This is a genomic window from Micromonospora chaiyaphumensis (assembly GCF_900091435.1).
Lineage (GTDB): Bacteria > Actinomycetota > Actinomycetes > Mycobacteriales > Micromonosporaceae > Micromonospora > Micromonospora chaiyaphumensis.
Genome location: NZ_FMCS01000002.1, coordinates 443,412 through 466,504, shown reverse-complemented (window position 1 = coordinate 466,504; position 23,093 = coordinate 443,412). Strand labels below are relative to the sequence as shown.

23 protein-coding genes and 1 tRNA gene are annotated in these 23,093 nt (G+C 73.4%); 19 read left to right on the top strand and 5 right to left on the bottom strand.

Going from position 1 to position 23,093, the window contains the following annotated elements:
* The first annotated feature begins 80 nt into the window (after window positions 1-80).
* From GA0070214_RS07985 to GA0070214_RS07945, 9 genes are all read left to right on the top strand, one after another.
* Window positions 81-1,115, top strand: coding sequence for an extracellular catalytic domain type 2 short-chain-length polyhydroxyalkanoate depolymerase (locus tag GA0070214_RS07985; RefSeq protein WP_091260870.1), 1,035 nt, complete (start codon window positions 81-83; stop codon window positions 1,113-1,115).
* 64 nt (window positions 1,116-1,179) lie between these two features.
* Window positions 1,180-1,395 (top strand): hypothetical protein, encoded by a 216-nt coding sequence (locus GA0070214_RS07980; protein ID WP_244167616.1) that lies wholly within the window; start codon window positions 1,180-1,182, stop codon window positions 1,393-1,395.
* Between the two features lie 474 nt (window positions 1,396-1,869).
* The gene (kdpF, locus tag GA0070214_RS07975; protein WP_074475088.1) at window positions 1,870-1,959 is read left to right on the top strand and encodes a K(+)-transporting ATPase subunit F; all 90 of its coding nucleotides are present in this window, start codon (window positions 1,870-1,872) and stop codon (window positions 1,957-1,959) included.
* Window positions 1,959-3,614, top strand: a complete 1,656-nt coding sequence (gene kdpA / locus GA0070214_RS07970) for a potassium-transporting ATPase subunit KdpA (protein ID WP_091260868.1) — start codon at window positions 1,959-1,961, stop codon at window positions 3,612-3,614. Before kdpF ends, kdpA begins: the two co-directional genes overlap by 1 nt.
* A gap of 20 nt (window positions 3,615-3,634) precedes the next feature.
* Window positions 3,635-5,827: a potassium-transporting ATPase subunit KdpB gene (gene kdpB / locus GA0070214_RS07965; protein WP_244167595.1), complete on the top strand. Its 2,193-nt coding sequence runs from the start codon at window positions 3,635-3,637 to the stop codon at window positions 5,825-5,827.
* Window positions 5,827-6,708 carry a potassium-transporting ATPase subunit C gene (locus GA0070214_RS07960; RefSeq protein ID WP_091260866.1) on the top strand — a complete coding sequence of 294 codons (882 nt, stop codon included), beginning with the start codon at window positions 5,827-5,829 and terminating at the stop codon, window positions 6,706-6,708. Before kdpB ends, GA0070214_RS07960 begins: the two co-directional genes overlap by 1 nt.
* Before the next feature lie 70 nt (window positions 6,709-6,778).
* On the top strand, window positions 6,779-9,319 hold the full coding sequence (locus tag GA0070214_RS07955; protein WP_091260864.1) for a sensor histidine kinase: 2,541 nt from the start codon (window positions 6,779-6,781) through the stop codon (window positions 9,317-9,319).
* Complete coding sequence (locus tag GA0070214_RS07950) at window positions 9,316-10,014, top strand: response regulator (protein ID WP_091260861.1); 699 nt, start codon at window positions 9,316-9,318, stop codon at window positions 10,012-10,014. Before GA0070214_RS07955 ends, GA0070214_RS07950 begins: the two co-directional genes overlap by 4 nt.
* A 65-nt stretch (window positions 10,015-10,079) precedes the next feature.
* Complete coding sequence (locus GA0070214_RS07945; protein ID WP_091260859.1) at window positions 10,080-11,195, top strand: magnesium and cobalt transport protein CorA; 1,116 nt, start codon at window positions 10,080-10,082, stop codon at window positions 11,193-11,195.
* Here GA0070214_RS07945 and GA0070214_RS07940 read toward each other — a convergent pair.
* Window positions 11,173-12,396, bottom strand: a complete 1,224-nt coding sequence (locus GA0070214_RS07940; protein ID WP_091260857.1) for an MFS transporter — start codon at window positions 12,394-12,396, stop codon at window positions 11,173-11,175. The genes GA0070214_RS07945 and GA0070214_RS07940 overlap by 23 nt on opposite strands.
* A gap of 274 nt (window positions 12,397-12,670) precedes the next feature.
* On the opposite strand from GA0070214_RS07940, the gene GA0070214_RS07935 reads away from it, so the two are divergent.
* The 6 genes from GA0070214_RS07935 to GA0070214_RS07910 all read left to right on the top strand — a co-directional run bounded on the left by GA0070214_RS07935 (window position 12,671) and on the right by GA0070214_RS07910 (window position 17,221).
* Complete coding sequence (locus tag GA0070214_RS07935) at window positions 12,671-13,699, top strand: DUF4331 family protein (protein WP_091260856.1); 1,029 nt, start codon at window positions 12,671-12,673, stop codon at window positions 13,697-13,699.
* A gap of 4 nt (window positions 13,700-13,703) precedes the next feature.
* Complete coding sequence (locus GA0070214_RS07930) at window positions 13,704-14,375, top strand: DUF1275 family protein (protein ID WP_091260854.1); 672 nt, start codon at window positions 13,704-13,706, stop codon at window positions 14,373-14,375.
* 102 nt (window positions 14,376-14,477) lie between these two features.
* The gene (locus tag GA0070214_RS07925) at window positions 14,478-14,888 is read left to right on the top strand and encodes an RlpA-like double-psi beta-barrel domain-containing protein (RefSeq protein WP_091260852.1); all 411 of its coding nucleotides are present in this window, start codon (window positions 14,478-14,480) and stop codon (window positions 14,886-14,888) included.
* Between the two features lie 16 nt (window positions 14,889-14,904).
* A complete protein-coding gene (locus tag GA0070214_RS07920) occupies window positions 14,905-15,501 on the top strand; it encodes a cell wall protein (protein WP_091260850.1) in 597 nt (198 codons plus the stop codon).
* A 120-nt stretch (window positions 15,502-15,621) separates the two neighbouring features.
* Window positions 15,622-16,488 carry a MauE/DoxX family redox-associated membrane protein gene (locus tag GA0070214_RS07915; RefSeq protein WP_208602678.1) on the top strand — a complete coding sequence of 289 codons (867 nt, stop codon included), beginning with the start codon at window positions 15,622-15,624 and terminating at the stop codon, window positions 16,486-16,488.
* Window positions 16,489-16,570: 82 nt separating this feature from the next.
* Complete coding sequence (locus GA0070214_RS07910; protein ID WP_139141771.1) at window positions 16,571-17,221, top strand: hypothetical protein; 651 nt, start codon at window positions 16,571-16,573, stop codon at window positions 17,219-17,221.
* Between the two features lie 22 nt (window positions 17,222-17,243).
* Here GA0070214_RS07910 and GA0070214_RS07905 read toward each other — a convergent pair whose 3' ends face one another.
* Both GA0070214_RS07905 and GA0070214_RS07900 read right to left on the bottom strand, forming a co-directional pair.
* Window positions 17,244-17,894 (bottom strand): hypothetical protein, encoded by a 651-nt coding sequence (locus GA0070214_RS07905; protein WP_091260844.1) that lies wholly within the window; start codon window positions 17,892-17,894, stop codon window positions 17,244-17,246.
* Window positions 17,895-18,150: 256 nt separating this feature from the next.
* Window positions 18,151-18,801 carry a hypothetical protein gene (locus GA0070214_RS07900; RefSeq protein ID WP_139141770.1) on the bottom strand — a complete coding sequence of 217 codons (651 nt, stop codon included), beginning with the start codon at window positions 18,799-18,801 and terminating at the stop codon, window positions 18,151-18,153.
* A gap of 481 nt (window positions 18,802-19,282) precedes the next feature.
* Between GA0070214_RS07900 and GA0070214_RS07895 the strand changes: the two genes are divergently transcribed.
* Together GA0070214_RS07895 and GA0070214_RS07890 are read left to right on the top strand one after the other, a co-directional pair.
* Window positions 19,283-19,355: transfer RNA gene (locus GA0070214_RS07895), tRNA-Arg, on the top strand.
* A gap of 98 nt (window positions 19,356-19,453) precedes the next feature.
* Window positions 19,454-19,927 carry a GNAT family N-acetyltransferase gene (locus GA0070214_RS07890; RefSeq protein WP_167364212.1) on the top strand — a complete coding sequence of 158 codons (474 nt, stop codon included), beginning with the start codon at window positions 19,454-19,456 and terminating at the stop codon, window positions 19,925-19,927.
* A 19-nt stretch (window positions 19,928-19,946) separates the two neighbouring features.
* On the opposite strand, the gene GA0070214_RS07885 is transcribed toward GA0070214_RS07890, so the two are convergent.
* Window positions 19,947-20,684 (bottom strand): class I SAM-dependent DNA methyltransferase, encoded by a 738-nt coding sequence (locus GA0070214_RS07885; protein ID WP_091261461.1) that lies wholly within the window; start codon window positions 20,682-20,684, stop codon window positions 19,947-19,949.
* Window positions 20,685-20,887: 203 nt separating this feature from the next.
* Here GA0070214_RS07885 and GA0070214_RS07880 point away from each other — a divergent pair, with 203 nt between their 5' ends.
* Window positions 20,888-21,664, top strand: coding sequence for an HAD-IIB family hydrolase (locus tag GA0070214_RS07880; RefSeq protein ID WP_091260837.1), 777 nt, complete (start codon window positions 20,888-20,890; stop codon window positions 21,662-21,664).
* A 41-nt stretch (window positions 21,665-21,705) separates the two neighbouring features.
* Here the strand turns inward: GA0070214_RS07880 and GA0070214_RS07875 are convergent, their stop codons facing one another.
* Entirely contained in the window at window positions 21,706-22,551 is an 846-nt protein-coding gene (locus tag GA0070214_RS07875; protein ID WP_091260835.1) for an SDR family oxidoreductase, read from the bottom strand.
* 121 nt (window positions 22,552-22,672) lie between these two features.
* On the opposite strand from GA0070214_RS07875, the gene GA0070214_RS07870 reads away from it, so the two are divergent.
* A complete protein-coding gene (locus tag GA0070214_RS07870; RefSeq protein ID WP_244167594.1) occupies window positions 22,673-23,029 on the top strand; it encodes a winged helix-turn-helix transcriptional regulator in 357 nt (118 codons plus the stop codon).
* Window positions 23,030-23,093 lie beyond the last annotated feature (64 nt).

Genomic DNA, 23,093 nt, shown 5'->3' with positions numbered 1-23,093 from the left:
CCGGATATCTGCTGTGGTCTATGTCACGTTAGCGTGCCGGCACGCCGGCCGTCCCGCCGGCGCTCCGACGGGAGAACGCCATGAAGACACCGTGGAAGGCCGTCACCACCCTCGCCGCCGCCCTCCTCCTGATCCTGCCCGGCGGAGTCGCCGCCCGGGCCGCGAGCACGCCCTACACCAAGACCCCGGTGGCGGGCTCGCTGCGCACCTACCCGATCTCCGCCGTGTACGTCGCCGGGGTCTCCTCCGGTGGCTACCTGGCCACCCAGCTCCAGGTCGCCTACTCGGCGCGGATCCGGGGCGCCGCGATCTTCGCGGCCGGCCCCTACTACTGCGCCCAGAACAACGTCTCCCAGGCCCTCTACGGCTGCGGCGACAACCTCTACCCGACCCACGTCGCCACCCTGGAGAGCTACACCCGCACCTGGGCGTCCTACGGCTGGGTGGACGGCACCGGCAACCTCGCCGGCCAGCCGGTGTACGTCTACCACGGCAACAACGACGGCACGGTGAAGAAGTCGGTCACCGACGACCTGGTCCGCTACTACCAGGACTTCGGGGCGAGCGTCCGCTACGACTCCGGCAGCGCGGCCGGCCACTCCTGGGTCACCCCCTACGGCACGGTCGGCTGCACGGCCACCGCCTCGCCGTTCCTCGCCGACTGCGGCACCGACCCGCAGGGCGCGCTCCTCGGCAAACTGCTCGGTTCCGTCTCCGCGCCGAACACCGGGCCGCTGGGCGGGACCCTGATCCGGTTCGGTCAGGACACGTTCGCCACCAACGGCTGGGCCAACGGGCTGAGCATGGACGCCAACGGCTTCGCGTACGTGCCGAGCGCCTGCGCCGCGGGCACCACCTGCCGGCTGCTGGTCGCCCTGCACGGGTGCGCCCAGGGATACGCCAAGGTCGGCACCGCCTTCGTCGACCGGGCCAACCTCAACCAGTACGCCGACACCAACCGGTTGATCGTGCTCTATCCGCAGGCGGTCGCCGGCGCGGTGAACCCGAACGGCTGCTGGGACTGGTGGGGCTACCTCGGCGCGACGAACTATCCCATCAAGGGTGGCGCCCAGGTCGAGACGATCATGAACATGGTCCGCCGCCTCGACGGCTGAGCCGGGATCCGGCCCGTACCGGCAGGTGCGGGCCGGTCGGCTGCTGCGCTACCGTCACCACGTGATGGTGGAGGAGCACTGGTGGAACGGGGTCACCGCCCCGCGTGGGCGTCGTGACGTCTACATCCGCACCGACGGGCAGCGCTGGGAGGTGCAGGCCCAGATCGGCGGCGCCAGCGGCCGGTCGAAGATCCAGGAGTGCCCGAGCCGGGGCTCGGCGAGCATCCTGGCGGGTGCGTGGCGCGGCAGCGGCGCCGGGTGGCGCGAGGTGCGGCGCTGACGCCGGTGGCCCGGTCAGTCCCGCGGCCCGGTCCCGGCGCCGTCGACCTCTCCTAGTTTCCGGCCGGATCCCCTGTCGATCGGACTGCCGATCGACAGGGGATCCGTCGCCGTACGTTCCATTCCGCCCCCCGGCGATGATCTCCCCGGGCGCCCACCGCAGGGTGCGCGACGTGGTTGAGGCTCTCGTCGCCACCGGTGCCGACACGAACCGCTGAGTTCCGGGTGACCCGGCTCACCGTGCGGGCCGGTCCGCGTGAAAGACGCGTCAAGAAACCGGCCGCGGCCGTCACGGTCGCGTTATAGCCCCTGTCCGCGCGCCCGATCCGGCGTTGTGATGGCTCGGCGCGACCGGAAGGCGGTCGCCCGACAACGTCCGGTAAGAGGAGTCAGCCGTGTCTGACGTGCTGTTCGTGTTGCTGACGGTGGGGCTGTTCGCGGCTCTCGCCCTCGTGGTGAGGGGCGTGGAGAAGCTGTGAGCGCCGTCAACGCTGTCGGCCTGGTGCTGGCGATCGGCCTGGCCGTGTTCCTGGTCGTCGCCCTGCTGTTCCCGGAGCGGTTCTGATGAGCATGACAACAGCCGGGGTGCTCTTCGTCCTGTCGCTGGTGGTGGCGCTGGTCGCCGTGCACCGGCCGTTCGGCGACCACCTGTACCGGGTGGTCTCCGGCACCCGGTCCTCCCGCGTCGAGCGCGGGATCTACCGCCTGGTCGGGGTCAACCCGGCCGCCGAGCAGACCTGGGGCGTCTACGCCCGCAGCGCACTGGCCTTCTCGGCCGTCTCGATCCTGTTCCTTTACCTGTTCCAGCGGGTGCAGGACAAGCTCTGGCTCTCGCTGGGCTTCGACCCCGTGGTGCCGCACGGCGCCTGGAACACGGCGGTCTCGTTCGTGACCAACACGAACTGGCAGTCGTACTCGGGTGAGTCGACCATGGGCCATCTCGTGCAGATGGCCGGCCTGGCCGTGCAGAACTTCGTCTCGGCCGCGGTCGGCCTCGCCGTGGCGGTGGCCCTGATTCGCGGGTTCGCCCGCAGCCGCACCGGGGAGCTGGGCAACTTCTGGGTCGACCTGACCCGGATCACGCTGCGGATCCTGCTGCCCGTCGCGGTGCTCGGCGCGCTCGCCCTGATGATCGGCGGCGCCGTGCAGAACCTGTCCGGCGGCACCGATGTGACCACGCTGACGGGCGGCACGCAGCACATCACCGGCGGCCCGGTGGCCAGCCAGGAGGTCATCAAGGAGCTGGGCACCAACGGCGGCGGCTTCTACAACACCAACAGCGCCCACCCGTTCGAGAACCCGACGACCTGGACGAACTGGCTCCAGATCTTCCTGATCCTGGTGATCCCGTTCAGCCTGCCCCGGGTGTTCGGCCGGATGGTCGGGCAGAACCGGCAGGGCTACGCGATCGCCGCGGTCATGGCGATCCTCGCCCTGGCCAGCATCACGCTGACCAACGTCTTCGAGCTGACCGGCAACGGCACCGTGCCGCAGGCGGTCGGCGCGGCGCTGGAGGGCAAGGACGTCCGGTTCGACGTGTCGAACTCGGCCACCTTCGCCGCGGCCACCACGCTCACCTCGACGGGCGCGGTCAACTCGTTCCACGACTCGTACACCGCGCTGGGCGGGATGATGACGCTGGGCAACATGATGCTCGGCGAGGTCGCGCCCGGTGGCGTCGGCTCCGGCCTCTACGGCCTGCTGATCCTGGCGGTCATCACGGTGTTCGTCGCCGGCCTGATGGTCGGCCGCACGCCGGAGTACGTCGGCAAGAAGATCGGTTCGCGCGAGATCAAGCTGGCCTCGCTGTACTTCCTGATCACTCCGGCGCTGGTGCTGGCCGGCACGGCGGCGGCGTTCGCCACGGGCAACAACGCCACGGCGCTCAACGTGGGCCCGCACGGCCTCTCCGAGGTGCTGTACGCCTTCACCTCGGCCGCCAACAACAACGGATCCGCGTTCGGCGGCATCACGGTGAACACGACCTGGTGGGACCCAGCTCTCGGACTCTGCATGCTGCTCGGCCGGTTCCTGCCCCTCATCTTCGTGCTCGCCCTGGCCGGTTCGCTGGCCCGACAGCAGCCCACTCCCGCGTCCGAGGGCACCCTGCCGACCCACCGACCGCTCTTCGTCGGGATGGTCGTCGGGGTCACGGTGATCCTCGTGGCGCTGACCTTCCTTCCCGCGCTCGCGCTCGGCCCCCTCGCTGAGGGGCTGTGACCACCATGAGGAACGAGAAAATGTCCGTCACGCCCGTGACATCCGGCACCGACGAGGAGCCGGTGCCCGGCACGCCCGCGATCCACGGCAACCGGGTCGGCGGGGGGCTGCTGGACCCGAGGCAGCTGATCCGGTCGCTGCCCGACGCGCTCCGCAAGCTCGACCCCCGCACGCTCTGGCGCAACCCGGTGATGCTCATCGTCGAGATCGGCGCCGTCTTCACCACCGTCCTGGCGGTGGCCGACCCGTCGGTCTTCGCGTGGGCGATCACCATCTGGCTGTGGCTCACCGTGGTCTTCGCGAACCTCGCCGAGGCGGTCGCCGAGGGCCGGGGCAAGGCCCAGGCCGCGGCCCTGCGGCAGGCGAAGCAGGACACCATCGCCACCCGCCTGATCGACTGGAAGCCCGGTGCGGCGGCGAACGCCTACCGCGACGAGGCGGTCCCCGCGCCGCAGCTCCGGCAGGGCGACATCGTCCTGGTCGAGGCCGGCAACATCATCCCCGGCGACGGGGACGTGGTCGAGGGCATCGCCAGCGTGGACGAGTCGGCCATCACCGGTGAGTCGGCGCCCGTGATCCGGGAGTCCGGCGGCGACCGCAGCGCGGTCACCGGTGGCACCCGCGTGCTGTCCGACCGGATCATCGTGAAGGTCACCCAGAAGCCGGGCGAGAGCTTCATCGATCGCATGATCGCCCTGGTCGAGGGCGCCAACCGGCAGAAGACCCCGAACGAGATCGCGCTGAACATCCTGCTCGCCGCGCTCACGATCATCTTCCTGCTGGCCGTGGTGACCCTCCAGCCGCTGGCGATCTTCGCCAAGGGCTACCAGGCGGCCGCCCCCGACACCGGTGCGCTCACCGAGGCCGGTGTCAGTGGCGTGGTGCTCGTGTCGCTGCTGGTCTGCCTGATCCCCACCACCATCGGGGCCCTGCTGTCGGCGATCGGCATCGCCGGCATGGACCGCCTCGTGCAGCGCAACGTCCTGGCCATGAGCGGCCGGGCGGTCGAGGCGGCCGGCGATGTCAACACCCTGCTGCTGGACAAGACGGGCACGATCACCCTGGGCAACCGGCAGGCCGCCGAGTTCCTGCCGGTCGAGGGGGTGACCGCCGCCGAGGTCGCCGACGCCGCGCAACTGTCCAGCCTCGCCGACGAGACCCCCGAGGGCCGTTCCGTCGTGGTGCTCGCCAAGAACGAGTTCGGGCTGCGTGAGCGCGAGCCCGGCCTCATCCCGCACGCCACCTTCGTGGCGTTCACCGCGCAGACCCGGATGAGCGGCGTCGACCTCGGCGCGGCGGGCGTCGACGGGGGTGTCCGCCGGATCCGCAAGGGCGCCGCCGCCGCGGTGATGAAGTGGGTACGCGAGAACGGCGGCCACCCGACCGAGCAGGTCGGTCAGCTCGTCGACGAGATCAGTGGCATCGGCGGCACCCCGCTCGTCGTCGCCGAGCACACCGACGGCCAGACGGCCCGGACCCTCGGCGTCATCCACCTCAAGGACATCGTCAAGACGGGTATGCGGGACCGGTTCGACGAGATGCGTCGGATGGGCATCCGGACCGTGATGATCACGGGTGACAACCCGCGGACCGCGAAGGCGATCGCGGACGAGGCCGGCGTGGACGACTTCCTCGCCGAGGCCACGCCCGAGGACAAGCTCGCCCTCATCAAGAAGGAGCAGGAGGGCGGCCGCCTGGTCGCGATGACCGGCGACGGCACCAACGACGCGCCGGCCCTCGCCCAGGCCGACGTCGGCGTGGCCATGAACACCGGCACGTCGGCCGCCAAGGAGGCCGGCAACATGGTCGACCTCGACTCCGACCCGACCAAGCTCATCGAGATCGTGGAGATCGGCAAGCAGTTGCTGATCACCCGGGGCGCGCTGACGACCTTCTCGATCGCCAACGACATCGCGAAGTACTTCGCCATCATCCCGGCCATGTTCGCCGGCATCTTCCCGAGCCTGGACGCGCTCAACGTGATGCGGCTTGCCAGCCCCGAGTCGGCGATCCTCTCCGCGGTCATCTTCAACGCGATCGTCATCGTCGCGCTCATCCCGCTGGCCCTGCGCGGTGTGCGCTACCGGCCCGCGAGCGCGTCGAAGCTGCTCAGCCGCAACCTGTGGCTCTACGGCCTCGGCGGCATCATCGTGCCGTTCATCGGCATCAAACTCATCGACCTGCTCATCCAGCTCATTCCGGGGATCTCGTGATGCGCCTCCCTGCCTGGCTCGCCCACCATCTGGCCGCCCTGCGCGCGCTGCTCGTGTTCACCGTCCTGCTCGGCCTCGCCTACCCGCTGGCCCTGGTGGCCGTCGGCCGGATCCCCGGTCTCGACGGCAGGGCCGACGGCTCGCTGGTGAGCGTCAGCGGCACGACCGTGGGCAGCTCGCTCATCGGCCAGTCCTTCACCGATGCGGACGGCAACCCCGTACCGCGCTACTTCCAGTCCCGGCCGTCGGCGGCCGGCGACGGCTACGACCCGACCGCCACCGCGGCCAGCAACCTGGGCCCGGAGAGCGTGGTCGACACCATCGCCGCCGACGCCGACGACTCCACCCAGAGCCTGCTCACCCAGGTCTGTTCCCGGAGCAAGGCGGTCGGCGAGCTGGACGGCGTCGACGGCCGGCGCCCCTACTGCACAGCGGACGGGGTGGGCGCGGTCCTGGCCGTGTTCCGCGCCGACGGGTTCACCGGCCCGATCACCCGGGTGGTCAGCGTCAACCAGGTCGCGCCCGCGACGCCCTTCGTGGCCACCTGGCAGGGCGTCCCGGTCGAGCTGGCCCAGCCGGACCACGACTACGTGGCCGAGGGCGGCATCGTCACGCCGGTCCGGGGCGACGCGCCGGCCAGGCCGGCCGTGCCGGCCGACGCGGTCACCGCCAGCGGCAGCGGCCTCGATCCGCACATCTCCCCGGCGTACGCGGAGATCCAGGTGGCCCGGGTGGCGCGTGAGCGCGGCGCGGACCCGGCGGCGGTCCGGAAGCTGGTCGCGGAGCACACCACCGGCCGGTCCCTCGGCTTCATGGGCGAGCCCGGCGTGAACGTCCTGGAGCTCAACCTCGCGCTCGACGAGAGGTTCCCGGCGCGCTGAGTTCGTTCGCGTGGAAAGGGGTCCCGGGATGAGCCGGGGCCCCTTCCCGCCGGTCAGGGAGGATGAACCTGTGGCCAGGGGTGAACTGCGGATCTACCTGGGCGCCGCCCCGGGGGTCGGCAAGACGTACGCCATGCTCGAGGAGGCCCAGCGCCGCGCCGAGCGCGGCACCGACGTGGTGATCGGGCTGGTCGAGACGCACGGCCGGCCGCACACCGCCGCCATGATCGGTGACCTGGAGGTGGTGCCCCGGCGGACGCTCACCTACCGGGGCGCCGACTTCACCGAGATGGACCTCGACGGCGTCCTGGCCCGGCGGCCGGAGCTGGCCGTGGTCGACGAGCTGGCGCACACCAACGTGCCCGGCTCCCGGCACGACAAGCGCTGGCAGGACGTCCAGGAGCTGCTCGACGCCGGAATCAGCGTGCTGACCACGGTGAACATCCAGCACCTGGAGTCGCTCAACGACGTCGTCGCGCAGATCACCGGCACGGTCCAGCGGGAGACGCTGCCCGACCAGGTGGTCCGCGCCGCCGAGCAGGTCGAGCTGGTGGACATGACCCCGGAGGCGCTGCGCCGCCGGATGGCCCACGGCAACATCTACCGGCCCGACAAGATCGACGCGGCGCTCGGCAACTACTTCCGGGTCGGCAACCTCACCGCCCTGCGCGAGCTGGCCCTGCTGTGGCTGGCCGACAAGGTCGACGAGCAGCTCGACGCGTACCGGGCCCAGCAGGGGATCTCGGCCACCTGGGAGGCCCGCGAGCGGGTGGTCGTGGCGCTGACCGGCGGGCCGGAGGGCGAGACGCTGATCCGCCGGGCCGCCCGGATCGCCGCCCGCAGCAAGGGCGCCGACCTGCTCGCCGTGCACGTGGCGCGCAGCGACGGGCTGGCCGGGGCCGACCCGGCCCGGCTGGCCCGGCAGCGGGTGCTCGTGGAGAGCCTGGGCGGGACGTACCACCAGGTGCTCGGCACGAACGTGCCGGCGGCGCTGCTCGACTTCGCGCGGGGCGTCAACGCCACCCAGCTGGTGCTCGGCGCGAGCCGCCGGGGGCGGTTCGCCCAACTGCTGTCCCGGGGCGTCGGGGTCACCACCACCGCGCTCTCCGGGCCGATCGACGTGCACCTGGTGACCCACGCCGAGGCCGGCCGGGGTCGGCGGGCGGCCGAGGCGCCGGCCGCGCTGTCCCGGCGCCGCCGGCTGCTGGGGTACGCGCTGGCGGTCCTCGGCATGCCGCTGCTGACCCTGCTGCTCGCGGCGCTGCCCGACCTGACCCTGACCAACGACATCCTGCTCTTCCTCACCGGGGTGGTCGGGGTGGCGCTGGTCGGGGGGATGTGGCCCGCGCTGGTCGCCGCGCTCGGCGGCTCGCTGCTGCTGAACTGGTTCTTCACCCCGCCGTTCCACACGCTGACCATCGCCGAGGCGGACAACCTGCTCGCCCTCGGCGTGTTCGTCGGGGTGGCCATCGCGGTGAGCTGGGTGGTCGACGTGGCCGCCCGGCGTACCCGGGAGGCCGCCCGGGCCTCGGCCGACGCGCAGACGCTGGCCACCGTGGCCGGTGGGGTGCTGCGCGGCGAACGGCCGCTGCCCGCGCTGCTGGACCGGCTGCGGGAGACCTTCGCGCTCCGGGCGGTGAGCGTGCTGGAGCTGGTGGCGGAGGCCGAGGGACGGCCCGGCCGGGCCCGGGAGGCGGCGGCCTGGCGGGTGGTGGCGAGCGTCGGGGAGGCCCCGCCGGGCAGCCCGGGCGCCGGGGAGACCACCGTGCCCGTGGACGAGCGGCTCACCGTGGTCCTCGCCGGCCGCCGGCTGGAGGCCGCCGACCGGCGGGTGGTCGAGGCGTTCGCCGCCCAGGCCGCCGTGGCGCTGCGCCAGGAGCGGCTCGCCGAGGAGGCCGCCACGGCCCGCCCGCTCGCCGCCGCCGACCGGATGCGCACCGCGCTGCTCGCCGCGGTCAGCCACGACCTGCGTACGCCGCTGGCCTCGGCGAAGGCGGCCGTGAGCAGCCTGCGCAGCCACGACGTGGAGTTCGACGCCGACGACCGCGAGGAGCTGCTGGCCACCGCCGACGAGTCGCTGGACCGGCTGGGCCGGCTCGTGGCGAACCTGCTCGACATGAGCCGGCTCCAGGCCGGGGCGCTGGGCGTCACGGCGACCGCCATCGGGCTGGAGGACGCCGTACCCCGGGCACTGGACGAGCTGGGCGCGGCGGCGGCCGAGGTGACCACGGACATCCCGCCCGACCTTCCGGCGGCCCTCGCCGACCCCGGCCTGCTGGAGCGGGTGCTGGTCAACATCGTGGCCAACGCGCTGCGCCACAGCCCGCCCGGACACCCTCCGGCGATCACCGCCAGCGCGCACGCGGGCCAGGTCGAGCTGCGGGTCATCGACACCGGCCCGGGCATCCCGGAGGACCGGTGGGAGCACGTCTTCCTGCCATTCCAGCGGCTTGGCGACCGGGACAACCAGACCGGGGTCGGGCTGGGGCTGGCGCTGTCCCGGGGTCTCGCCGAGGCGATGGGTGGCAGCATCACCCCGGAGACCACCCCGGGCGGTGGGCTGACCATGGTGCTGCGGCTGCCCGCCGCCGAGGAGAGGGGCGAGGCGTGACCCGCATCCTGGTCGTGGACGACGAGCCGCAGATCCTCCGTGCCCTGCGGATCAACCTGCGGGCCCGCGGCTACGACGTCGAGGTGGCCGACAGCGGGCGGGCCGCGCTGAAGGCCGCCGCCGGCCATCCACCGGACCTCGTGGTGCTGGACCTCGGCCTGCCCGACCTGGACGGCACCGAGGTCATCCGGGGTCTGCGCGGCTGGACCGGTGTGCCGATCATCGTGCTCTCCGGCCGGGCCGGCAGCGAGGACAAGGTCGCCGCGCTCGACGCGGGCGCCGACGACTACGTCACCAAGCCGTTCGGGGTGGACGAACTGCTCGCCCGGATCCGGGCGGTGACCCGGCGGCTCGCCGGCTCCCCGGCCGACGCCGCCGGTCCGGGATCCGCCGCCACCCAGCGGATCGGCCGGCACACCGTCGACCTCGCCGACCGGGTGGTGACCCGCGACGACGGCGTCGAGGTGAAGCTCACCCCCACCCAGTGGGCGATGCTGGAGAAGCTGCTGCGGCACCCGGGCAAGCTGGTCAGCCAGCGCCAGCTCCTGCACGAGGTGTGGGGGCCGGAATACCACGACGAGACCAACTACCTGCGCCAGTACATGGCCCAGCTGCGGCGCAAACTGGAGGACGACCCGGCCCGGCCCCGGCACCTGATCACCGAACCGGGGATGGGCTACCGCTACCGCCCGTGAACCGGTCGGGTTTGCCCCGGCCGCTCAGGGGGACTCGGCGAGCCGGCCGAGGAGCGGGGGAGGGCATGGCGGACAACCGGTTCCCGGCGCCGGCGGAGGGGTTCGGCCGCCGCCTGGACGAGCACGCGATCGACGCGCGCTCGGCGGAGCCGGAGCGACCCGCCGGGCTCGTCGACAGCGGGGTCTACGTCGACGGGGTGCGGCGCGCCTCCCCGGTCAGCCTCGCCGACACGTACCGGTGCCTCCAGGAGCTGGACCGGGCCGTGGCCTGGATCGGGCTGTGCCGGCCGAGCCCCGACCAGATCGGCTCGTTGGCCGCCGAGTTCCAGCTCCCGGAGCTGGCGGTCGAGGACGCCATCAACGCCCACCAGCGGCCGAAGCTGGAGCGGTACGGCGACACCCTGTTCGTGGTGCTGCGCGCCGCCCGCTACCTCGACGCGCGCGAGGCGGTCGAGTTCGCCGAGCTGCACCTGTTCCTGGGGCCCGGGTTCGTGATCACCGTCCGGCACGGCGGCACGCCCGACCTGGCCGGCGTCCGGCGGCGGCTGGAGGCGGAGCCGGCCGTCCTCGCGCTCGGCCCCGAGGCGGTCCTGTACGCGGTGCTCGACCGGGTGGTCGACGGCTACGCCCCGGTGGTCGCCGGGCTGGAGAACGACATCGACGAGATCGAGACCGAGGTGTTCGGCGGCGACCCGAACGCCAGCCGCCGCATCTACGAGCTGAGCCGCGAGGTCATCCAGTTCCAGCGTGCGGCCCGCCCACTGCTGAAGGTGGTGGACGCCCTCACCGCCGGCTTCGACCGGTACGGCACCGACGAGGAGCTGCGCCGCCGGCTGCGCGACGTGGCGGACCACCTGACCCAGGTCGTCGAGCGGGTGGACGGCTTCCGGCACCTGCTGCAGAACATCCTCACGGTCAACGCGACCCTCGTCTCGCAGGCCCAGAACGAGGAGATGCGCAGCCTCACCGCGGCCAGCTTCGAGCAGAACGAGGAGATCAAGCGGGTGTCGGCGTGGGCGGCGATCCTGTTCGCACCCACCCTGATCGGCACGGTCTACGGCATGAACTTCGCGCACATGCCGGAACTCGGCTGGCGGTTCGGCTACCTGTTCGCGATCGGTCTGATGGCCGCCGTCTGCGGCGCCCTCTACCTGCTGTTCAAGCGCCGCGGCTGGCTGTGAGCGGGTCCACGGCCGGCCCGGTGCCGTTCTCCGGTCGCCGCCGGCCGTCGCCGCGCGAGACGGCCCAGAACACCGCCGTGCCCAGCAGCGCGGCCGCCGGGGCCACGGCCAGCCCGTACCGGAGGTCGGTCGACACGAGCGGGCCGGCGAGCGCGGAGCCGGCGGCGCTGCCGACCACGAACGCCGTGCTCACCCAGGCGAACGCCTCGGCCACCGTGCCCGGCACGGCGAGCCGCTCGGCGGTGAGGAAGATGGCGGTCAGCACCGGCGGCAGCGCGAGCCCGCTGACGACGAGCAGGCCGGCCATCGGGGCCGGGCCCGGGGCGAGCAGCAGCGGCAGGTAGCCGACCGTGAGCGCGGTGGCCAGCAGCGGCAGCCGCCCGGGCCCGCCCGGCCGTGCCCGCGTGTAGAGCAGGCCGCCGGCCAGGGCGCCGGCCGCCTGCGCCGCCAGCAGCCAGCCACTGAGCCGCCGGTCGCCGGCCGCCTCGGCGTAGCCGGTCACCGCCACCGCGATGCTCCCGACCGCCGCGCCGACGCCGACTACGCCGGCCATCAGGAGGCTGAACCGGGGTACGCGCAGCGGGCCGGCCCAGTGCCGGACGGCCGGCACGCCGCGCCAGGCGCGGACGGCGGGGCTGAGCGCGTACGCCGCGGTGCCGGCCAGTTGCAGCACCCCGGCGGCGACCAGCCCGGCGGGCGGGCCGGCCAGGGTCACGGCCAGGAGGGTGACCAGCGGGCCGACCACGAAGATCACCTCCTGCACGGCGATGTCCAGCGTGTACGCCGTGGGCACCGTGGCGGGCGGGAGCAGGGCGGGCCAGAGGGTCCGCAGGCACGCCTCCAGCGGCGGCGTGCCGAGACCGGCCACCGCCGCGCCGAGCACGGCGCCGGTGAGGTGCCCGCCGGTCAGCGCCACCGCGCCGAATCCCAGGCCGGAGAGCACCGCGGCGGCCCACAGCACGGGTGGCTGCCGCCAGCGGTCCACGGCCCGGGCGAGCAGCGGCGTGCCCACCGCCATCCCGGCGGTGTACGCGGCCACCAGCAGGCCGGCGGCCGCGAGGCTCAGCGACTGGCGGGCGAACAGGAGCAGGGCCAGCGGCCCGCTGGCGGTGGGCAGCCGGCCGACCTGGCTGCTGAGGAGGACCCGGAGGACCTGGGGTGCGCGCAGCACCGCCCGGATCCCGGAACTGTCGACGGACATGAGGCATCGCTCCCGGTGCGACGTGGGGGAAAGGAGGCGTCGGGTGCCGGGGCGTTTCAGGGAGCGAAGTCGGCCCGCTCGTGGTCGTTGCCGTAGAGCGGCAGGGCAGGGGTGAGCCACTGGGCGTACGCGGCCGCCGCGGCCTCCACCGGGATCACCCGCCGACGGTAACCCACCCGGGGTCCAGGGGGAAAGCTGCCGATTGGAGCTTTTGCGGTATTACGCCCGGATAGGCTCGGGCCTGCCGTGCCAGCCGCTGACCCGGGAGACAGCCATGTCGCACCACCTCGACACCCCGCTCGCCGCCCAGAGCGGCCAGCTCTACCTCGACGACCTCTACGTCTTCGACGGTGAGCGCGGCACCGTGCTGGTGATGGACGTCAACAGCTCGGTGACCAGGGCCGACATCAAGCCCGGCTTCCACCACGAGGCCCGGTACGAGTTCAAGGTGCACCTCGACGGCAGCGAGATGGAGCAGCTGACCTACCGGGTCGCGTTCGGCGAACTCGACGGCGAGGGCCGGCAGGACCTCACCGTGCACGCCCTCACCGGCGCCGAGGCCTACGACGACGGCGCCACCGGCACGATGGTCGCCCAGGGCCGCACCGGGGAGGAGGTGACCGGCGGCAACCTGCGGGTCTGGGCCGGGCGGATCACCGACCCCTTCTACATCGACCTGGACCAGCTCGCGACCGTCAACGACGCCTTCAAGAACGGCGCCCGGCTGGACCGCTCGACCTGGCGCCCGGAGAACGCGAAGAACAGCTTCGCCGGCACCACCGTCGACTCGATCGTGCTGGAGGTGGCCCGCGACGAGCCGACGCTGCGCGTGGGCAACCGCATCGGCGTCTGGGCGGCCACCAAGCTGGCCACCGACGCCGGGGGATGGCGGCAGATCAACCGCGCCGGCCACCCCATGATGTGGCCGGTCTTCTGGCCCACCGACACCGACTTCTCGAACCCCGCCAACACCCGCCACCCCTGCGAGGACCTGCGGGCCGACGGTGCGGAGATCGCGTCGACGGTCGCCCGGGTGGTGGCGGCCAACGGCACGGCGACCGACCCCGGGGCGTACGGCTGGAGCGTGGCCCGCGAGCTCTACCCGGACGTGCTGTCCTACCAGGTCGGCACCCCGGCGAACTACGGGTTCGCCGCCCGCAACGGGCGCACGATGGCCGACAACGCGCCCGAGGTGATGTTCTCCCTGGTGCTCAACACCGGCCTCACGTCCGGCCTCACCCCCGACGTCACCCGGGACGCCCGCGCCGCCTCCTTCCCGTACGTGGTTCCCGCCGGGCGGTGAGTTCCTGAGCGAGGACGCGCCCGCCGTTCCGCCCCCGACGGTGCCGCGACTGCTGGTGCTGCTGGCCGTGGCGTCGGGGGTGCTGGACGTGGTCTGCGTGACCCGGCTCGGCGGCTTCTTCGCCAGCGTGATCACCGGCAACCTGGTCCAGGCCGGCCGGGCGCTCGCCGCCGGAGACCTCCGCGCCCTGGCCGGCGGGGCCGTCGCGGTGGGCGGGTACGCGGTCGGGGTCGGCGTGGGCAGCCAGGCGTTACGCCGCGCCGGGCCGGGGTGGCGCCGGCGTACCACCGCGGTCGTGACGGCCGAGGGGGCGCTCCTGGTCGCGGTGGCCGGCGGCTGGCTGGCGACCGGCGCGCGGCCCGGCTCCGGCGCCGGCCTCGTCCTGCTCGGCCTCGCCGCGGCCGCCAGCGGTACGCAGACCGCGCTCACCCTGAGCGCCGGGGTGCCCGGCGCGTCGACCACGTACTTCACCGGGTCGCTGACCGACGCGGTGCGGCGGGTGCTGGCGGGCCCGCACCGCTTCGCCGCCACACGGGGCGGGCTGGGCCGGCTGGCCGGGCTGCTCGCCGGGGCCGCGCTCGGCGGGGTCCTGCTGGAGGTCGCACCGGCCTGGGCGCCGGTGCCCGCGGCGGCCCTGGTCGGGCTGGTTGCCCTCGTCGCGCTCCGCCGCATGTAGGAAATCTTCGTTCGAGTTATTGACTCAGGTGATTTCTAACACAACAATCGCCATCTATATCTACATCCATCGTTGTCGATCAACGACGGGAAGGAGGTATCCATGGCGGCCATACGAGGCGAGGTGTCCTGGTTCTGCTGCGGCACCGCCTGGGGACCGTGCGGCACCGCCGGGGGCGGCGCCTGCGGCACCTGCAGGTCGGGCAACTACCAGCACGCCTGGCCGAACACCTCGGACGCGTGCTATGCCATCACCCACCCGGACACCTGCGGGCTCAGCATGAGCCGGCGGACCTGCGGCTTCCGCCACTACACCACCAACCTCTGCAACGGCTCCCGCGTCGGCACGACCATCGCCGACTGCGGCCCGCAGACGGACCTGTTCTGCGGTGAGCGCACCTGCTGCGGCTCGGCCTGCGGCAGCAACCGGATCATCGACCTGACGCCCGCGGCGTTCAGTGCGATCGGCAGTCTCTCCGTGGGGCTGCGGCCCTGCTCGGTCGACACCGTCTGAACAGGAGGGTTCCGTCATGCCGCAGACCCTGGACCGTCGCCGTCTCCTCGCCACCGCCGCGCTCGGCGGCGTGGTGGGCGCCACCGGCCTCGGCTCGCTCGCCCCCGAGGCGGCCTTCGCCGCCGAGCCGGCGGCCGTCGAGCCCGGCGCGCCCGACCCGAACTTCGTCGAGGGCCGGATCAGCAAGATCTCCGGCCACCTCCTGCTGGTCACCGGATCCGACACCGTGCTGCACTCGATCCGGATCACCGACGGCACGAGCATCTGGAAACTGCACCCCACCACGTTCGACCAGGTCGCCATCGGCGACGGGCTCTATGCCCGTGGCGTCCGCCTGCCCGACGGCACCCTGGCCGCCGACTCGGTGTGGGTCAACATCGTCAACCTGCACGCGCACATCGCCGCCGTCGGACGCAACCTGCTGCACCTCGACCACAAGGGCCAGCGGATCGTCGCCCACGTCGTGCCCGGCCGCTCCGCCGCCGTCTACAACGGCACCCCGGCCATCAGCGACCTGTCCCTGCTCCGGGTCGGCCGGCACGTCCAGGTGCTCGGCGCCTGGCACCCGGACACCAACGAGATCGACATCGCCACCGTCTACGCCGCCGCCTGACCGGTACGCCCGACGGCTCCAGACCGCGGCGCCGGACGCGCCGAACTGGAGCCGTCGCAGGGCGGTCCACCCTGCGGACCGCCCGGGCGTCACCCGTCGGCCCCACCGAGGGGAGAACCCATGATCGACCTGATCGCGGCGCTGCAACCGCTGGTCGTCGGCGCGGTGCTGATCTGGTCCGCCCGCGTCAAGCTCCTCGACCGGCACGCCGCCACGACCGCCCGGCGGTCCGCGCTCGCCCGGCTGCTCGGCGAACACCGCGCGCTGCCCGCGTACCGGCTGCTCGGCGGCATCGAGCTGGCCCTCGGCGGGCTGCTCCTGCTGCCGCCCGCCCGGCGTCTGGAGACCGCCGCCGCGACCGCCCTGGCCGTCGGCTTCCTCGGCTACCTGGCGTACGCCCGCCGGGCCGCGCCGGCGTCCTCGTGCGGCTGCCTGAGCAGCCGCCCTACCCCGGTCGCCGGTCGCAGCCTCGGCCGGGCCGCACTGCTGGTGGTGGCGGCGGGGCTGGCCACCCTGGCGCCCGGCGACTGGCCGGCCGCGCTCGCCGACCGACCGCTGGCCGGCGGCGCCGTGCTGCTGGCCGAGGCGGCGGCCGTGGTGGCGCTCTCGCCCGAACTGGACGCCGCCTGGCTGCTGCCGCTGCGCCGGCTGCGCGCCCGGCTGACCGACCCGCTGCGCGGCGGCACCGGGCTGCCACTGCTCGCCACCGTGCAGCAGGTGCAGCTCAGCGACTCCTACCGGCGGGTCGCGCCGCTGCTCCGCTCCGACGTCCGCGAGCACTGGGACGACGGCGAGTGGCGGTTCGTCGGCCACGCCGCGCGCTACCAGGGCCGGCCGGTCACCGCGGTCTTCGCCGTCCCGCTGGCCGACGGCGAGCCCGACGCGGTACGGGTCGCCGTCGTCGACGACGCCACCGGGCAGACCCTGCTGGCCCTGTCCGGCGCCGGGCGACCCGCCGGCCCGCGGCTCCACGTGGTGCCCGCGTAGCGGGCGTGACGGGACCGCCGGCTCCGGTGGTCCCGTCACGCCGGCCGGACGGACGCTTGTGGAGGGTTGCCATCATCGATGCGTGACGTGGAATGACCTGGCCCGTCCGAGAAGTGCTCCACCGGGCGACGAAACGGCAGCCGCTCGCGTCGACAACCGCACCAACCTGCTCGTCGCGGAGTACAACGCGATCCGGGCCGTCATGGCGCAGAAGTCGGCCGCGTCGCACGCCCTCGTCGGCGCGTACCTGACCGTGGTGGCGGTGATCCTGGGGTTCGTGGTCGCCAACCGGGCCGACCCCCGCCTGCTGCTCGCCGTTCCGGTGCTGGCGGCGATCTCCGGCATCACCATCCTGCGGCGCCGGCGGGATCGCGAGGCGGCGAACAGATACATCCGCGAGGTCCTCCGGCCGGTCGCCGTCGAGTGCTCGGGCGACGACCGGGTCTTCCGGTGGGACGACTTCTACGCGCAGCAGCGGGGTGCCCGGTCCCTGCTGTACGAGTTCGGCCTGCAACTGGTCTTCCCGCTGTCCGGTTTCGTCTGCCTGTTCGTGACCCTGCCGCTCCTGGGCTCGATGGGCGACTGTTCGGCCTGGTTGACGGGGCTCGGTTTCCTCGTCGCGTTGATCTCCGCCTACGTCCGGCAGAACCGGGCCCACCTCGGCCGGTCGGTGTCCGGCGCTCGCGCCCGGGCCCGCGCCCTGGCGCGGAGGGTGCGCGGGCTGCTCCGCTGACCGTCGGACCGACCGGGCCGCCCTACGCCGACATCGCCGCGTACGGGCAGATCGCCGGCCTGGCGAGGCGGCGTCCGGGCTCGCGCAGCCCCGGGCGCCGCCACATCGGGTGGGTGGTGGTGCCGTCGGGAAGGGTGAACGGCTCGTGCGCGACGTAGCCGTGGCGGGCGTACAGGTCACGGTCCGCCGGCGTGGTCGCCTCCGTGTAGGTGGGGAGCCGGGCCTGACCCATCCGGGCGTTGCTGGCGGTCAGCAGGGCGGTGGCGCGTCTGATGCGGTGCGGCTGTGCGGTGACCGCGAAGAACGCCAGGTGGTTGTGGGGGTCGGCGGGACGGTGCGCGGCCAGCGCGTCGTCGAGCTGCAGGAAGCGGTCCAGGTGGTCGGCGCAGGCGACGGCGAAGCGTTCGCCGTACCCGGTGGGCTCGGCGACCGGGCCGTACCGGTGCAGCCAGACGGCGGCGGCGGAGCCATCCTCCAGGAGGTAGGCCTCGCCGGAGAGCAGCGCCTGTTCGGTCCAGACGCGGACGACGGCGGTGAGCACCCTCCGCCGGCGGCGGTCGTCCGGCACCAGCCAGGCGCCGGTGGCGCTGTCGGCGAAGGGACCGGCGACGAGACCGACGATGTCGCTGATGTCGCGCCAGGTCGCGCGGCGGACGGGCAGGGCGTGGTTCACGGAGTTCTCCTGGTGACGGTTGCGGTGGGTTCGTGGCCGATCGGCCGCCGGCCGTTCCGGAGTTCCGGGCCGACGGCCGGGTGGTGGGCGGCGACGCCGGGCGTCGTCGCGCGGGTGCAGGTGACAAGTCAGCGGGCCGGCGGCGACAGCTGCTCACCGGGCCGGCCTCGCCGCGGCCGGCCGCCCGGTGGCGCGGGCCGCCTGAGCCCTCGGGCAGGCGGACCGCCCGGCGTCGGGCCGTTCAGCCGCAGGTGCGTCAGGCGGGTCCGGGCTCCGGCCGGCTCGACCGGCTCACGAGTTCGTCGCAGCGACCGCGGTCGTGTCCCACCACCCGCAGCTCCGGCTCCCACCGGTGCGGGACACCGTCGGCCGGGATGCCGGGCCCGCCGGCACCGGCACCGGAACCGGCCGTGGTGCCGGGGACAGCAGGGGTGGCGGGCATTCCGTGGGGGCCGGGGGCGGGCTCACCGGGCGGCGGAACCCGTACCCCGGCCGGCCCGGACGGCACCTCGTCACGGCCTGCTGACCAGGCCGCCGGTCGGGGTGACGGGGCCTTCGTGGGGAGCGCGAGCGTCGGCGGCGCAGGGCGGGTGGACGGTGCGGCGGTGCGCGCCGTCGGCGTCTCGCCGGCCGGCGCTGGTGCGCCGGTGATCGGCTCATCGCCGCTCGGACCAGCGGGAGGAGCGGACGGCGCAGCGGGTGGCCCGATGATCGGCTCGGTCAGGTCGAGCACCGGGGCCAGGGCGGGCCGCAGCAGCTCGACGATCGGCTCGGTCACCGGCCGGAGGGCACCGGAGACCGGCTCCAGCAGCCGGACCGGCGCGATCGTCTCCACGACGGGAGACACCAGGTCCACGACCGAACGCGTCACCGGCGTGATCGCCTCGGTCACCGTCGTCTGCTTCACCGGAGGAACCCGCGGACGCGCCGGCCGGCCCCGGTCCGCCGCGGCCGTGCCGCCCTCGATGTCAGCTCCGCCGCTCCTGGCCGGCGACGGCGCCGGCAGGTGCAACGGAGGAGGCACGGACTCCCCGACGATGGTCCGGGCGCCGTCGAGCAGGTCGGCCAGGACGCCGGGGCGGGCCGGCTCGGCCGCGCGAGCCGCGTCGGGTGCGACGGCGTCGGACAGGGCCCACGCGCCGACCAGGCCACCGCACAGGAGTACGCCCCGCAGCGCCCACCGAGCCAGTCGGCCTGGACACCGCGTCAACGGGCACCTCCGGGCGAGCACCTCTTGCTCACGTCAGGTCACCGATTGTGCCCGCCGCACCCGGTGGGGCACCGTCAACACACCGGAGCGGACGCCCGTCGCGTGGCCGTCGGAGGGTCAAGGCGGGTCAGTCCCGGCCGACGCGGGCACCCCACCGGTCGCTAGACTGGCGGCTCGCGCCCTCGTAGCTCAGGGGATAGAGCATCGGTTTCCTAAACCGTGTGTCGCAGGTTCGAATCCTGCCGGGGGCACCGCGAAGACCGACGCTGATCAACGGGTCGGCGCACCGACCCGGGACCCGACAGAGCCCGGAGGGAGTCGGCTGATGGCTGGCAGCACCGTCCGACCGATGAGGCCGGAGGACGCCGACGCGGTGCTGGCCATCTACCAGGCCGGGCTCGACGCCGGTGACGCCAGCTTCGAGACCACCGCGCCCACTTGGCCGGCGTTCGACGCCACCAGGCTGGCCGACCACCGGTTCGTCGCGGTCGCCGCCGACGGCACCGTCCTGGGCTGGGTCGCCGTCTCGCCGACCTCGACCCGCGCCGTCTACGCCGGGGTGGTCGAGCACTCCGTGTACGTCAGTCCCGCCGCTCAGGGGCGGGGCGCCGGCCGGCTGCTGCTGGACGCGCTGATCGCCTCCACCGAAGCGGCCGGCGTGTGGACCATCCAGTCCGGTGTCTTTCCGGAGAACACCGCCAGCCTCGCCCTGCACCGGCGGGCCGGTTTCCGGGTCGTCGGCACGCGGGAGCGGATCGGCCGGCACCACGGCCGGTGGCGTGACGTCGTGCTCCTGGAACGCCGCAGCCCGGCCGTCGACTGAGGCCGGGCCGAGTCGCCGGTCAGCCGGGCAGGCGGTAGACGGAGACGTGGGACCGGGACTCGGCCGTGAACTCCGCGCCGGACCAGTCCGCGTGCCTCGACTCCAGCTCGAACCCGGCGAGCTGGCCCATCAGGTCCAGCTCGGCGGGCCAGATGTAGCGGTGCGGGCTGCGGCCCAGCCGCGCCTCGCGGCCCTCGCCGAAGTGGAAGTGGTGGGACACGACCTGCTGGCGCAGCACGTCGTAGGTGTCCAGGCCGATGTAGCCGGGCTCGGCGCACCACACCGTGGCCTGCTGTCCGGGGGGCAGTTTGCGCAGCTCGGGCACCCACAGCTCGATCACGAACCGCCCGCCGGGGCCGAGGTGGCGGGCCGCGTTGCGGAAGCAGGCGACCTGCGCCGCCTGGTCGAGCAGGTTGGAGATGGTGTTGTAGACCAGGTAGACGAGGGTGTAGTCGCCGGGCGCCGTGGCCGTCGCCATGTCGCCGACGACCACCGGGAGCGTGGCCTCGTCGGCCTTCGTCCGCAGCTGCGTGACCATCGGTACGGACAGCTCGATCCCGGTGACCGGCACGCCGCGTTCCGCCAGCGGGACGGCCACCCGGCCGGTGCCGACGGCGAACTCCAGGGCACGTCCGCGACCCGCGAGTGCGGCGAGGCGGTCCACCGTGGGCCCGAGGACCTCCGGCGCGAACATTCCGGTGCCCGGTGTGTCGTAGCGCTGGGCCGTCTCGGCGTCCCAGATCTCGTCCTGTCGCATGCCGCCACGATCGCCGTCGATGGCGGCCCTGTCCAACGGGTTTCTCCGGGTTTCCACCCGCCCGCGCGGTAACCTGCGTGCGAGGGGCCGCGCCGTGTGGTCGCGGCCTCGACCGGGCGCCAGCCCCGGGCCATCGGGGTGGCAGTGGCTCACGTCGGTACCCTGCTAGTCCTGGCCTGCCCGCGACGACATGGTGGTACTTCGTGAACGATCTTCGAGTGGTGGCGTTCGACCTGGACGACACCCTGGCGGTTTCCAAGTCCCAGATCGATCGCCGGATGGCGGAACTCCTCGGCCATCTGCTCACCGAGGTGGATGTGCTGGTCATCTCCGGTGGCCGGTTCGAGCAGTTCCAGACGCAGATGCTGGCGCACCTCGACCTGACCGAGGAGCAGCGCGGCCGGCTGCACCTCATGCCGACCTGCGGCACCCGCTACCACCGGTGGCTGGACGGCGACTGGCGGCAGGTCTACGCCGAGGACCTGAGCGAGGCCGACAAGGCCCGGGTCGTCGCCGCGCTCACCGAGTCGGCGCAGGCGCTCGACCTGTGGGAGTCGAAGACCTGGGGCGACATCATCGAGGACCGGGGCAGCCAGATCACCTTCTCGGCGCTGGGCCAGTCGGCGCCACCGGCCGAGAAGTACGGCTGGGACCCGGACGGCAGCAAGAAGAAGCGGCTGCGCGACGCCGTCGCCGCGAAGCTGCCCGACCTGGAGGTCCGCGGCGGCGGCTCGACCTCGATCGACGTGACCCGCAAGGGCGTGGACAAGGCGTACGGCATGCGGAAGCTGCTGGAGTGCCTCGACCTGAAAATCGACAACGTGCTCTTCGTCGGTGACCGGCTCGACGTGGGCGGCAACGACTACCCGGTGAAGGCCATGGGCATCCGCTGCGTCGCCGTCACCCGCTGGGAGGAGACGGCCGACTACGTGGAGAGCCTCGTCGACGACCTGGTGAAGCTGCGGGCCGAGCCGGCCTGACCGCCGCCGTCGGATCACGGGGCGGCGGCCAGGCGCGGGCGTCAGAGCGCGGCGCGGATCGCCTCGGCGAGCGTGGTCGGTGTGCGGCCGAGCAGCCGGGCCAGGTCGTCGCCGACCTCCAGCTCGCCCTGGGCGATGCCCCGGTCGGCGTCGGCGAGCATGGCCGCGTACCCCTCGGGCAGGCCGGCCGCGACCAGCAGCTCGGTGTACTTGTCCACGGGCAGGTCGAGGTAGGAGACCGGCGCGCCGGTCTGCCGGGAGACCTCGGCGGCCAGCTCGGCCATGCTGAACGGCGCGCCGCCCAGCTCGTACACGCTGCCAGCCTGGTCCGGGGCGGTGAGCACCGCCGCGGCGGCGGCCGCGTAGTCGGCGCGGGTGGCGGCGCTGACCCGCCCGTCACCCGCCGCCCCGGCCACCCCGTGCTCGCGGTACGTGGCGAGCTGGCCGGTGTAGTTCTCCAGGTACCAGCTGTTGCGCAGGAACACGTACGGCAGGCCGGAGTCGCGGATCAGCTGCTCGGTCGCCTTGTGCTCGGCGGCGAGCGCCAGGGTGGAGGTGTCCGCCTTCGCGATGCTGGTGTAGACGACCAGCCCGACGCCGGCCTCCCGCGCGGCGGTGACCACGTTGCCGTGCTGCACCACCCGATTGCCGACCTCGCTGCCCGAGACGAACATCAGCTTCTCGGCGCCCGCGAAGGCTGCCTGGAGCGACCCGGGGTCGTCGTAGTCGGCCCGCTGGGTGACCAAGCCCAGCTCGGCGAGGCTGGCGAGCCGGCCGACGTCCCGGCCGACCGCCACGATCTGGTTGGCGGGTACGCCCCGCTCGAGCAGCGAGGAGATGATCTGGCGGCCGAGCGGACCGGTGGCGCCGGTGACGACGATGGACATGGGCACTCCCTGTTGTGGCGACATCAACTGTCTTCCCACGCCAACGGGAACAACTCCTCAGTACTTCCCGTTGGAGAGTAGGCACCTTGAAGTTCGGTACGCACTGAAGGAGAGTGACCACGTGCAGGCGGACCCGTTCAACCGGAACTGCGGCAGCCGGAAGGTCCTCGACCGGATCGGCGACCGCTGGAGCGTGCTGGTGGTGCTCACCCTCGCCGACGGCGACAAGCGCTACGGCGAACTGGCCGAGCGGGTCGACGGGATCAGCCAGAAGATGCTCACCCAGACCCTGCGGGGCCTGGAGCGGGACGGCCTCGTGACCCGCACCGTGCACGCCAGCGTGCCGCCGCGGGTCGACTACGCGCTCACCGATCTCGGCCGCAGCCTGCTCGACCTGGTCGCCGGCCTGGAGGCGTGGGCCACCACCCATCTGACCGAGGTGGAGGCCGCCCGGGCCCGCTACGACGCCCGGGGCTAGTTCCGGTACCGGCCATGGCTGGCGGGATCGGTGTCGATGCGGTAGGAACGCGCAGAGAGCGCTC

Bases quoted from the DNA above. Each gene is read 5' to 3' on its own strand.
- kdpB (WP_244167595.1), top strand. From the start codon at position 3,635: ATGTCCGTCACGCCCGTGACATCCGGCACCGACGAGGAGCCGGTGCCC.
- GA0070214_RS07935 (WP_091260856.1), top strand. From the start codon at position 12,671: ATGTCGCACCACCTCGACACCCCGCTCGCCGCCCAGAGCGGCCAGCTC.
- GA0070214_RS07925 (WP_091260852.1), top strand. From the start codon at position 14,478: ATGGCGGCCATACGAGGCGAGGTGTCCTGGTTCTGCTGCGGCACCGCC.
- GA0070214_RS07960 (WP_091260866.1), top strand. From the start codon at position 5,827: ATGCGCCTCCCTGCCTGGCTCGCCCACCATCTGGCCGCCCTGCGCGCG.
- GA0070214_RS07885 (WP_091261461.1), bottom strand. From the start codon at position 20,684: ATGCGACAGGACGAGATCTGGGACGCCGAGACGGCCCAGCGCTACGAC.
- GA0070214_RS07920 (WP_091260850.1), top strand. From the start codon at position 14,905: ATGCCGCAGACCCTGGACCGTCGCCGTCTCCTCGCCACCGCCGCGCTC.
- GA0070214_RS07945 (WP_091260859.1), top strand. From the start codon at position 10,080: ATGGCGGACAACCGGTTCCCGGCGCCGGCGGAGGGGTTCGGCCGCCGC.
- GA0070214_RS07940 (WP_091260857.1), bottom strand. From the start codon at position 12,396: ATGTCCGTCGACAGTTCCGGGATCCGGGCGGTGCTGCGCGCACCCCAG.
- GA0070214_RS07985 (WP_091260870.1), top strand. From the start codon at position 81: ATGAAGACACCGTGGAAGGCCGTCACCACCCTCGCCGCCGCCCTCCTC.
- kdpA (WP_091260868.1), top strand. From the start codon at position 1,959: ATGAGCATGACAACAGCCGGGGTGCTCTTCGTCCTGTCGCTGGTGGTG.
- GA0070214_RS07875 (WP_091260835.1), bottom strand. From the start codon at position 22,551: ATGTCCATCGTCGTCACCGGCGCCACCGGTCCGCTCGGCCGCCAGATC.
- GA0070214_RS07915 (WP_208602678.1), top strand. From the start codon at position 15,622: ATGATCGACCTGATCGCGGCGCTGCAACCGCTGGTCGTCGGCGCGGTG.
- GA0070214_RS07890 (WP_167364212.1), top strand. From the start codon at position 19,454: ATGAGGCCGGAGGACGCCGACGCGGTGCTGGCCATCTACCAGGCCGGG.
- GA0070214_RS07980 (WP_244167616.1), top strand. From the start codon at position 1,180: ATGGTGGAGGAGCACTGGTGGAACGGGGTCACCGCCCCGCGTGGGCGT.